This window comes from Streptomyces lonarensis (assembly GCF_012033735.1).
GTDB classification, from domain to species: domain Bacteria; phylum Actinomycetota; class Actinomycetes; order Streptomycetales; family Streptomycetaceae; genus Streptomyces; species Streptomyces lonarensis.
Window position 1 is genome coordinate 1 of sequence record NZ_JAAVJD010000202.1, and the last position, 9,721, is coordinate 9,721.

General features: G+C 73.6%; 10 protein-coding genes and 1 pseudogene. 5 read left to right on the top strand and 6 right to left on the bottom strand.

Annotation, left to right across the window (positions count from 1 at the left end; translation table 11 throughout):
* Positions 1-339, bottom strand: a pseudogene (locus HCN56_RS20030) (hypothetical protein); the annotation flags it as partial.
* Between the two features lie 230 nt (positions 340-569).
* On the opposite strand from HCN56_RS20030, the gene HCN56_RS20035 reads away from it, so the two are divergent.
* Positions 570-983, top strand: coding sequence for a YciI family protein (locus HCN56_RS20035; RefSeq protein WP_245246779.1), 414 nt, complete (start codon positions 570-572; stop codon positions 981-983).
* A 22-nt stretch (positions 984-1,005) separates the two neighbouring features.
* Here HCN56_RS20035 and HCN56_RS20040 read toward each other — a convergent pair whose 3' ends face one another.
* From HCN56_RS20040 to HCN56_RS20055, 4 genes are all read right to left on the bottom strand, one after another.
* Entirely contained in the window at positions 1,006-1,803 is a 798-nt protein-coding gene (locus tag HCN56_RS20040) for an NAD(P)H-dependent oxidoreductase (RefSeq protein WP_167973131.1), read from the bottom strand.
* Positions 1,804-1,845: 42 nt separating this feature from the next.
* The gene (locus HCN56_RS20045; protein ID WP_209312970.1) at positions 1,846-2,445 is read right to left on the bottom strand and encodes a TetR/AcrR family transcriptional regulator; all 600 of its coding nucleotides are present in this window, start codon (positions 2,443-2,445) and stop codon (positions 1,846-1,848) included.
* Between the two features lie 153 nt (positions 2,446-2,598).
* Positions 2,599-3,114 (bottom strand): peptidylprolyl isomerase, encoded by a 516-nt coding sequence (locus HCN56_RS20050; RefSeq protein ID WP_312871311.1) that lies wholly within the window; start codon positions 3,112-3,114, stop codon positions 2,599-2,601.
* Between the two features lie 291 nt (positions 3,115-3,405).
* Positions 3,406-3,996 (bottom strand): CGNR zinc finger domain-containing protein, encoded by a 591-nt coding sequence (locus HCN56_RS20055; protein WP_167973132.1) that lies wholly within the window; start codon positions 3,994-3,996, stop codon positions 3,406-3,408.
* Between the two features lie 132 nt (positions 3,997-4,128).
* On the opposite strand from HCN56_RS20055, the gene HCN56_RS20060 reads away from it, so the two are divergent.
* Positions 4,129-4,887: a class I SAM-dependent methyltransferase gene (locus tag HCN56_RS20060; protein WP_312871310.1), complete on the top strand. Its 759-nt coding sequence runs from the start codon at positions 4,129-4,131 to the stop codon at positions 4,885-4,887.
* A 93-nt stretch (positions 4,888-4,980) separates the two neighbouring features.
* Here HCN56_RS20060 and HCN56_RS20065 read toward each other — a convergent pair whose 3' ends face one another.
* On the bottom strand, positions 4,981-6,180 hold the full coding sequence (locus tag HCN56_RS20065) for an NAD(P)-dependent malic enzyme (protein WP_167973133.1): 1,200 nt from the start codon (positions 6,178-6,180) through the stop codon (positions 4,981-4,983).
* A gap of 573 nt (positions 6,181-6,753) precedes the next feature.
* On the opposite strand from HCN56_RS20065, the gene HCN56_RS20070 reads away from it, so the two are divergent.
* The 3 genes from HCN56_RS20070 (at position 6,754) to HCN56_RS20080 (ending at position 9,625) form a co-directional block, all read left to right on the top strand.
* Positions 6,754-7,680: an ABC transporter substrate-binding protein gene (locus tag HCN56_RS20070; protein ID WP_167973134.1), complete on the top strand. Its 927-nt coding sequence runs from the start codon at positions 6,754-6,756 to the stop codon at positions 7,678-7,680.
* An 86-nt stretch (positions 7,681-7,766) separates the two neighbouring features.
* Positions 7,767-8,828, top strand: coding sequence for an amino acid ABC transporter permease (locus HCN56_RS20075; RefSeq protein WP_376770900.1), 1,062 nt, complete (start codon positions 7,767-7,769; stop codon positions 8,826-8,828).
* A gap of 44 nt (positions 8,829-8,872) precedes the next feature.
* Positions 8,873-9,625, top strand: a complete 753-nt coding sequence (locus tag HCN56_RS20080) for an amino acid ABC transporter ATP-binding protein (RefSeq protein WP_167973144.1) — start codon at positions 8,873-8,875, stop codon at positions 9,623-9,625.
* Positions 9,626-9,721 lie beyond the last annotated feature (96 nt).

Sequence of the window (9,721 nt, forward strand, 5' to 3'; positions counted from 1 at the left end):
CCGGCTGCTGCCGGGCTTGCCGCCGATCGACCACCCGGTGGAGAAGCCGTTGCGGAACGAGAGGGTGACGAGCGTCTGACCGGCGGCGCCCGCCCCCGCGCACGCCGCGGCGACCACGGCACGGGGCGCCCGCGGCAGCACCGGCAGCCGCCGGCCCACCGCCAGTGCCACCACCGCGACGACGAGACCCGCCACCACCCCGAGGGTGACCGCGCGGCCCGCGGCGGCCCCGGCGCCGTGGTCGAGCAGCCCGCAGGCCAGGCCGTAGAGGGCGCCCAGCAGTACCGCGCCCGTCCGCGTGCCCACCACCGGGCGCCGCGGCGCCGCGTGCTGTCCCATCGACTGCTCCCTCCGGGCGGATGCCCCCAGCGGACCGCGCGCCCGGGGGTCCGGCAACCGGCGGCCGCCGCCGTTGGGTCCAACGGCGCAACCCGCTCACCCGGGAGGTGTGCCACGGCCGCCCGCGGCGCCGAAGCGCTCGGACTGCGGCGCCACGCGGGGGCGACTACGTTGGCAGAGAGGGGTCGCCGAGGCGCCCGGCCGGGCGCCGGAGAAGCTGGGAGCGAACCATGAAGTACATGATCGCCCTGATGGGCACCCAGGGGGACTGGGACGCGATGCGCGGCGGCCGGGACGACCGGGGCCGTTCCTGGTCCCAGGGGGACATGCGCGCGATGGTGGACCACATGGACGGCATCGACGCCGAACTGCGCAGCCGCGGCGAACTGGTCGAGGGCCAGGGGCTGGAGGGCCCGTCGGCCACCCGCACCGTCCGGGTCCGCGACGGACGCCGTGAGGTGACCGACGGACCGGAGAACGGCAGCCGGGAGGCGCTCGCCGGCTACTGGATCGTGGATTGCGCCTCGGAGGACCGCGCGTTGGAGATCGCCGCGCTGGCCTCGGTCTGCCCGGGCCCCGGCGGCGCGCCGGGCGGCGACCCGGTGGAGGTGCGGCCGGTGATGGAGGAGCCTCCCGGGCAGTGACCGGCCCCTGCGCGGCCCGCCGTCAGCGGTCGGCCGCCAGGTGGATGCCGAGGTCGGTACGGTCCGGCAGCAGGTCGGCGTGGAGGGCCCGCGTGCCCTGGTAGTCGCCGTCGCGCAGGCGGCGGTACCGCCGGGGCTCCTCGGTCCCGACGCCGGCCAGGCGGGACCGCAGTCGCGCGACCTCCCGCTCGACGTCGTCGGCCTTCAGGGCGTCGGCGTCGTGCACCACGTGCAGGTCGAGGGTGTCGATGCCGACGTACCAGAGCACGCCGTGGGTGAGGGGGAACAGCAGGGACTCCAGGTCGCCGCTGATGCCGCGCGGGCCGATGGACCGGGCGTCCTCCCCGGCGGTGACCACCACGAGGGCCCGGCGTCCCGCCAGTGGGCCGTCGCCGTAGCGGCGCGGCACGCCCAGGTCGGGGTCCATCTCGCCGAAGGCGAATCCGGCGGTGAGCACGCGGTCGAACCAGCCCTTGAGGATGGCGGGCGGCCCGTACCACCACAGCGGGAACTGCAGCACCAGCAACTCGGCGGCGGCGAGTTTGGCCTGCTCCGCCTGCACCTCGGCGGGCAGCTGGCCCCGCTCGTACGCCGTGCCGGCCTGCTCGGCGAAGTTGCCGGGCGTATCCGCCAGGTCGCCGAGGTCACTGGCGCGGCTGACGGGGTCGAACCCCTGGCCGTAGAGGTCGGAGGTGGTGACCGTCCAGCGCGGGGCGAGCGCGCGGGTGCCCTCGCGGAACAGCAGGTCGTTGAAGGAGCCCGGGCGCGGGTGCGCGTGCACCCACAGGGCGGTGTCGGGGGTCGTCGGGTGGGTGATCACTGTGGGGCCTTCCGGTCGGTCCGTCTGCGGGGCGTCTGCGGGTCAGGCGGGTCGGGGCCCGGTCGCGACGGCGGTCACGACGCATGCGAGTGCCGCCGCGGCGCGCTCGGCCGTGATGTCGCCCGCCAGGGCGCCCCGGGCCAGCGCGTCGCCGGCGCCGATGACCGCGAACAGGCCGGCGGTGTCGATCGGCCCGGCGAGCGGTTCCAGCGCCTCGCGGCACATCTGCAGGTAGGCGTCCTCGGCCTCCTGGCGGACCGCGCTGAGGGCGGGGGAGCCCGCGAGTGCGGCGACGACGTCCGCGAGCTCCCGCCCCTCGGCCAGGCAGCAGTCGATGTAGGCCGCGGCGACGACCTCCGCCACCGCGTCGAGCCGGGGCGGTGTGTCGTCCAGGACGCGGGAGAGCGTCTCGCGCCGCCGCTCCTCGAACGCGCGGTACAGCTCCGCGAGGACGCCGGACCGGTCGCCGAAGTGGTCGTAGACCAGGGGCTTGGTCACCCCGGCCCGTTCGGCGAGGCGGGCGAGGGTGAACTCGTCGGTCCCCGCGTCCCGGATCAGCTCGCGGGCCGCGTCGAGCAGCTGCGCCCGGCGCTGCCGCTTCGTCAGTCGGCGACGGGGCGGTGCAGCGGTGGGGTCGGTCATCCCGCCTCCCCGGTTGGCTACGATTGGTAACTTACGATTCGTAGCTTACGGCTCCGGCGGGATCGCGTCCACCCCGCCCGGCCTCGGAACGCGCACAGCCCCGGCGCTGCTGCGCCGGGGCTGCGGGGGAGCGGCGTGCGGGCCGCACCGGGGTCAGTTGATGTCGATGCTCTCGATGACGATGTCCTCGACCGGCTTGTCGCCCGGCTCGGTCTCCGTGCCGGCGATGGCGTCCACCACGGCCTGGCTGTCGGCGTCCGTGACCTCGCCGAAGATGGTGTGCATGCCGGTGAGGTGCGGGGTGGGCTCCACGGTGATGAAGAACTGCGAGCCGTTGGTGTTCGGCCCCGAGTTGGCCATGGCCAGCAGGTAGGGGCGGTCGAACGCCAGGTCGTCGGAGAACTCGTCCTCGAACTGGTAGCCGGGGCCGCCCATGCCGGTGCCCTCCGGGTCGCCGCCCTGGATCATGAAGCCGTCGATCACGCGGTGGAAGATGACGTCCTCGTAGAGCGGGGTGTCGCCCTCCTGGCCGTCCCAGGCCTTCGAGCCGTCGGCGAGGCCGAGGAAGTTGTGCACCGTGCGCGGCGCCTCCTCGGGGAAGAGCTCCACGGTGACGGAGCCCTCGCTGGTGTTGATGACGGCCTCGGTGGCGAGGTCGGCGGCGTCGATCGGCTCGTCCTCGGTCTCCTGGGGCGTCTCGGTGTCGTCGGCGTCGCCGGTGCCGGTGCTCTCCTCCGTGCTGGAGCCGGCGTCGTCGGAGGAGTCCTCGTCCGAGGAGCCGCATGCGGTCAGCAGGCCGAAGCAGAGGGGGACGGCGACCGCGGCGGTCACCAGGGAGTGGCGGGAGGAGAACACGGGGCGGGCCTTCCGGGTGGGCGACTGGGGGCCGCGCCCATCATGCCGTACCGCCGCTCGCGGCAGCAGACCGGAGCGGCGTCCCGGTCCGGGCGGCGCCGCGCCTCACGGGGCCGGTCGGGGCTCTGCCCCGGCCCGCTCCCGGCGCTTGCGGGCCCGGTAGGCGGCGACGTTGGCCCGGGTCGCGCACCGTTCCGAGCAGTAGCGGCGCGAGGTGTTGGTGGAGGTGTCGACGAACGCGTTGCGGCACGGCGCCGCCGAGCAGACGCCGAGCCGGTCGACGCCGCCGTCGGTGAGCCGGACCGCCAGGCCCATGCAGGCGATCGCGGCGTAGGCGGCCGCGGCGTTGGTGGAGTGCTCCGCCAGGTGCAGGTGCCACCGGGGGCGGCCCTCGTCGTCGAGGAAGTCGTGGCCGGAGATCTGCGGGCTCGCCGGGTACTCCAGCAGCAGGGCGTTGAGCAGGTCCACCGCCCGGCGCTCGTCGCCCTCGCCCGCCGCGGTGAAGACGGCGCGCAGCCGCGCGCGGACACCGCGCAGCCGCGCGATGTCCGCCTCGGTGGCCCGCCGGGCCGCCTTGGCGCTCTCGCCGAACAGCTCGCGCACCGCTTCGACCGAGGTCAGCGAGTCGGCACCCCGCTCGGGCTCCTCACTGTTCACCAGCCGGACGGCGAACGAGGAGTAAGAGATCAGTTCCACCTGTGTCCTCACCGCAGCGCTTCGGACCCCGCACTGTACTAGTAAGGATCGATCAGATATCTGACTATTACCGTACGCGGCGGGGCCGGTGTCGTACGGTGGCACGAGTAGGGGCGAACGGAAGGAGCCGAAGTGGCGGACTGGACGGCATGGCAGAACACCTGGGACCGGCAGCAGGAGTGGTACCTGCCGGACCGCGAGGAGCGTCTACGGGTCATGCTCGACAGCGTGGCGGCCCTGACCGGTGAGGCACCGCGGGTCCTGGACCTCGCCTGCGGCACCGGCACCATCACCTCCCGCGTCCTCGCCCGCTTCCCCGACGCCCGGACCACCGGGATCGACATGGACCCCGCGCTGCTCACCATCGCCCGCGGCAGCCACCAGGGGGAGACCCGCGCCGACTGGGTCCACGGCGACCTGCGCACGGCCGACTGGCCGGCCCTGCTCCCGCACGCGACGTACGACGCCGTCCTCACCTCCACCGCGCTGCACTGGCTGCAGGCCGGGCCGCTGCGCGACCTGTACCGGACGCTGGCGGAGGTGGTCCGCCCCGGCGGCATCCTGATCAACGCCGACCACATGCCCGACGACACCACGCCCGCCATCAACGAGGCGGTCGACGCCTTCGACCGCGAGCGCCGCGAGAAGGCCGCGGCCGGCGGCAGCGAGGACTGGATCGGCTGGTGGCAGCGGGCGGCCGAGGCCCCCGAGCTGGCCGACGCGGTCGCCGAGCGGTTCGAGACCATCGGCAACCCGATCGACGGCGACCACTCCGACGGGGAGGCGCAGTCCGCGGAGTGGCACGCGCTCGCCCTCCGCGACGCCGGGTTCTCCGAGGCCCGCGCCATCTGGGCCTCGCCCACCGACGGCATGGTGCTCGGCCTGCGCTGAGTCCCGGGTCCGCCGCGCCGCCGCATCGCCGCGCCGGGCCGCCGGCGCACCGGCGCCCGCCGACCGCGTGAGCGGGCGGCGGGCGCCGCGGTGTCAGCGCCGGGCGATGCCCTCCGCCCGGGCGGCCCGTGCCACCGCGGCGGAGACCGCCGGGGCGACCCGGGCGTCGAACGGCGAGGGGATCACCAGCGACGGCGAGAGCTCGTCCGCCACCACGCCCGCCAGGGCCTCGGCCGCTGCCAGTTTCATCCCCTCACTGATGCGGGGCGCCCGGACCTGCAGCGCCCCGGCGAAGATGCCGGGGAACGCCAGCACGTTGTTGATCTGGTTCGGGAAGTCGCTGCGTCCGGTCGCCACCACGGCGGCGTGACGGGCGGCGACCTCCGGGTGGACCTCCGGGTCCGGGTTGGCCATCGCGAAGACGAACGCCCCGGGGGCCATCCGCGCCACGGTCTCCTCCGGAACGGTGCCCCCGCTGACGCCGATGAAGACGTCCGCGCCCGCCATGGCGTCCGCCAGCGTGCCCGAGCGGCCGGTGGTGTCGGTCAGCTCGGCCAGCTCCCGCTTGGCGGCGTTAAGGTCGGTCCGCTTCCGGGAGAGCACGCCGCCGCGGTCGCAGACGGTCACCTCGCCCACCCCGGCGCCCCGCAGGATCTTCGCGATGGCCATGCCCGCCGCGCCGGCGCCGGAGATCACCGCGCGGAGCTCTGCCAGGTCGCGCCCGGTCAGCCGTGCGGCGTTGCGCAGCGCGGCGAGGGTGACGACGGCGGTGCCGTGCTGGTCGTCGTGGAAGACCGGAATGTCGAGCCGCTCCTGGAGCCGCCGCTCGATCTCGAAGCAGCGCGGCGCCGCGATGTCCTCCAGGTTGATGCCGCCGAAGGACGGCGCCAGCCGCACGACCGTCTCGACGATGTCGTCGGGGTCGCGGGCGTCGAGCGCGATCGGCACGGCGTCCACGCCGCCGAACTGCTTGAAGAGGATCGCCTTGCCCTCCATGACGGGCAGCGACGCCTCCGGGCCGATGTCGCCGAGTCCGAGGACGGCGCTGCCGTCGGTGACGACGGCGACCGTCTGCGACTTCCAGGTGTAGTCGTGCACCAGCTCCGGCTGCTCCGCGATGGCGCTGCACACCTTGGCGACGCCGGGCGTGTAGGCCAGGGAGAGGTCCGCCGTGTCGCGCAGCGGCACGGTGGCGGCGACGGCCATCTTGCCGCCGCGGTGCAGGGCGAAGGCCGGGTCGGGTCCGTCGGCCGCCAGTGCTTCCTGCCGAGGGTTGATGATCTCCGATGCCACGTGGGTTGACCCCTTTGTCTGATCCGGGCGCGTCTCTCGGTTGCCGGCCTCCGGTCGGAGGCCGGGCGGACACCACGTCCGGCACCCGAGCGGCGGTCGATCGGCCGTCGCGGGGGCATTCGGACGCCGGACGTGCCGCACACACGTCCGGGCTCCCCGGGAGTGCGGGGTGTTGACCGTCCGTTCTACAGGATCTTCACCACTGCCGACGAGGGGGCGGGGGCGTGAAGCGCGCGACACGCGACCCCCGCGGACCCCGGCGGCCGGTCACGGCCACGGCGGCCTTCGGGGCGGCGTTCGGGTCGGGGGCTGCGCGGCCGGTGGAGAACCCACCGCCGGGCGGCGCGCGCCGGGGCGTGAGCGGGGTCTCATTGCGCCCCGCGCCACTCTCCCGGGTCATGTCCCCCGTCCGGCGCACCGGTTGCGGCGCGCCACATGTCCGTTATCCGATCTTGACGTCAACGGTAACCGAACGCCGCCGGTCCGGATGGGAGGATGCCCCACTGGAACACATCTGCCCGGCTCGATCGCGTGCTCGACGGCGGCGATCCCGCCCTCGCCCAGGAGGCCCCCATGTCTGCCCGTTCCCTGTCCCGACACTCCCGCCTGGCCGGCGCCACCGCCCTGGCTCTCGCCGGCGCCCTGGTGCTCGGTGCCTGCGGTTCCGACGACTCCGGGGACGGGGGCTCGGGCGAGGCGGCCGGCTCCGACGCGCCGCTGTGGGACCAGCTGCCCGAGGACATCCAGGAGGCCGGTGTCATCAGCGTGGGCTCCGACATCGCCTACGCGCCCATCGAGTACTACGACGAGAGCGGCGAGGTCACCGGCATCGACCCCGCCATCGCCGAGGCCCTCGGCGAGCAGCTCGGCGTGGAGCTGCGCTTCGAGAACGGCACCTTCGACGGCCTCGTGCTCGGCATGAACTCCGGACGCTACGACGTCATCATGTCCGCCATGACCGACACCAAGGAGCGTCAGGACGGGGTGAGCGAGGACGCCGAGGGCGGCGCCGACTTCGTCAACTACTTCCGCGCCGGCTCCGCGATCCTGGTCGCCAAGGACAACCCGGAGAACGTCACCGGACTGGCCGACCTCTGCGGCCTCACCGTCGCCGCGCAGCGCGGCACCGCCAACGAGGCGCTGGTGGAGCGGCAGCAGGAGGAGTGCGACACCCCGATCGAGGTGCTCGTCAACGACAACGACGACGAGTCCGTCACCCAGCTGCAGAGCGGTCGCGCCGCCGTGGTCGTCACCGACTTCCCCGTCGCCCTCTACAACGCGCTGGAGGCGCGCGGCGGCGAGCTGTTCGAGGTCGTCGGCGAGCAGATCGACGCCGCGCCCTACGGCATCGCCGTCCCCAAGGACAACCCCGAGCTGCGTGACGCCCTCCAGGCCGCGGTGCAGGCGATCATCGACAACGGCGACTACGCCGAGGTCCTGGAGGAGTGGGACGCCCAGACCGGTGCCGTCGAAGAGGCCACCGTCAACGCGGGCGAGTGAGCGCACCACCGTCGTTCCGCGGGCCCCGGGCATCGCCCGGGGCCGCGCCCCTTTCCGCATCCCCCAGGCAGCTAAGGCAGTGAACCGTGTCAGATGAGAACAGGGACGAGGTGCCGGGCCCTGACGACAAGGGCCGCGACCCGGGCTCCGCCCCGCACACCACCGCGGCCCCGGGGTCGCCCCCGCCCGAGGCGATCCGCGCCGTCCCCGTGCGGCACTACGGCCGCTGGGCCGGTGCCGCGGTCGTCCTGGGCCTGCTGGCCCTGCTGGTGCTCGCCTTCGCGGGCGCCGACATCGAGTGGTCCGTGGTCGGTACCTACCTCGACCACGAGACGATCATCATGGGCGCGCTCAACACGCTCTGGATCACCCTGCTGGCGATGCTGCTCGGCGTGGGCCTCGGCACGGTGCTGGCCATCATGCGCCTGTCGGGCAACCCGGTGCTCTCGACCGTCGCCTACGGGTACATCTGGTTCTTCCGCGGCACCCCGGTCCTCGTCCAGCTCTTCCTGTGGTTCAACCTGGCGCTCATCTTCCCCGTGCTCGACCTCGGCTTCTGGTCCGAGGACATGAACAAGGTGATGACGCCGTTCATGGCCGCCCTGCTCGGGCTGGGGCTCAACGAGGCCGCCTACATGGCCGAGATCAGCCGGGCCGGTATCCAGTCGGTGGACCGCGGCCAGACGGAGGCCGCGCAGGCGCTGGGCATGTCGGGCAACCGCACCATGCGCCGCATCGTGCTGCCGCAGGCGATGCGTGTGATCATCCCGCCCACCGGTAACGAGTTCATCAACATGCTGAAGACCTCGTCGCTGGCGTACGCCATCCAGTACAACGAGCTGTTCCTCGCCGGACGCACCATCTCCTCGCGGACCCTGGCGGTCATGGAGATGCTGGTCGTCGTCTCGGTCTGGTACCTGCTGCTCACCACGATCTTCTCGATCGGGCAGTACTACCTGGAGCGGCACTTCGCCCGCGGCAGCGACCACAACCCGCCGCCGACCCCGCTGCAACGGGTGCGGCGCCAACTGACGTCCTTCCGGGTCAAGCCGAACCTGCCCTCCCCGGCGGGCGGCGGCACCGGCGGTGACGGCGGCGGCAACGAGGGCGGCGACGCGACCGCGCGCCGCGACGGCGGGAAGGGGTGAACGCGATGGGTCAGCCGAGCAGCGGCGCCACCGGCGGCGACGTCATGGTCAGGTCCGAGCAGGTCCACAAGTCCTTCGGGCTGGTGCCCGTCCTCAACGGCATCGACCTCACGGTCCGCCACGGTGAGGTCTTCTGCCTGGTGGGACCGTCCGGATCGGGCAAGTCCACCTTCCTGCGGTGCATCAACCACCTGGAGAAGATCAACGCCGGCCGGCTGTACGTCGACGGCCAGCTCGTCGGCTACCGCCAGAAGGGCGACAAGCTGTACGAGATGAAGGAGCGCGAGGTTGCGTTCCAGCGCCGGGACATCGGCATGGTCTTCCAGCGCTTCAACCTCTTCCCGCACATGACGGCGCTGGAGAACGTCATGGAGGCGCCGATCCAGGTCAAGGGGGAGCGGAAGGCGGACGCGCGGGCCCGCGCCGAGGAGATGCTCACCCGGGTCGGCCTCGCCGACCGGATGAAGAACTACCCGGCGCAGCTCTCCGGCGGCCAGCAGCAGCGCGTCGCCATCGCCCGCGCACTGGCGATGGAGCCCAAGCTGATGCTCTTCGACGAGCCCACCTCGGCGCTCGACCCCGAGCTGGTCGGCGAGGTGCTCGACGTCATGCGCGGCCTCGCCGAGGAGGGCATGACGATGATCGTCGTCACCCACGAGATGGGGTTCGCCCGGGAGGTCGGCGACTCGCTGGTCTTCATGGACGGCGGCGTCGTCGTGGAGTCCGGGCACCCGCGCGAGGTGCTGACCAACCCGCGCCACGAGCGCACCCAGGCGTTCCTCTCCAAGGTGCTCTGACCGCGGGCCGGCCCCGCACGGCCGCCGGTACCGGGCACGCCGCCGACCGCCCCGCGCCGCCCTCGAACGGGCGCCCGGGGCGGCCCGGGGCGGTCG

Bases quoted from the DNA above. Each gene is read 5' to 3' on its own strand.
- HCN56_RS20035 (WP_245246779.1), top strand. From the start codon at position 570: ATGAAGTACATGATCGCCCTGATGGGCACCCAGGGGGACTGGGACGCG.
- HCN56_RS20045 (WP_209312970.1), bottom strand. From the start codon at position 2,445: ATGACCGACCCCACCGCTGCACCGCCCCGTCGCCGACTGACGAAGCGG.
- HCN56_RS20070 (WP_167973134.1), top strand. From the start codon at position 6,754: ATGTCTGCCCGTTCCCTGTCCCGACACTCCCGCCTGGCCGGCGCCACC.
- HCN56_RS20080 (WP_167973144.1), top strand. From the start codon at position 8,873: ATGGTCAGGTCCGAGCAGGTCCACAAGTCCTTCGGGCTGGTGCCCGTC.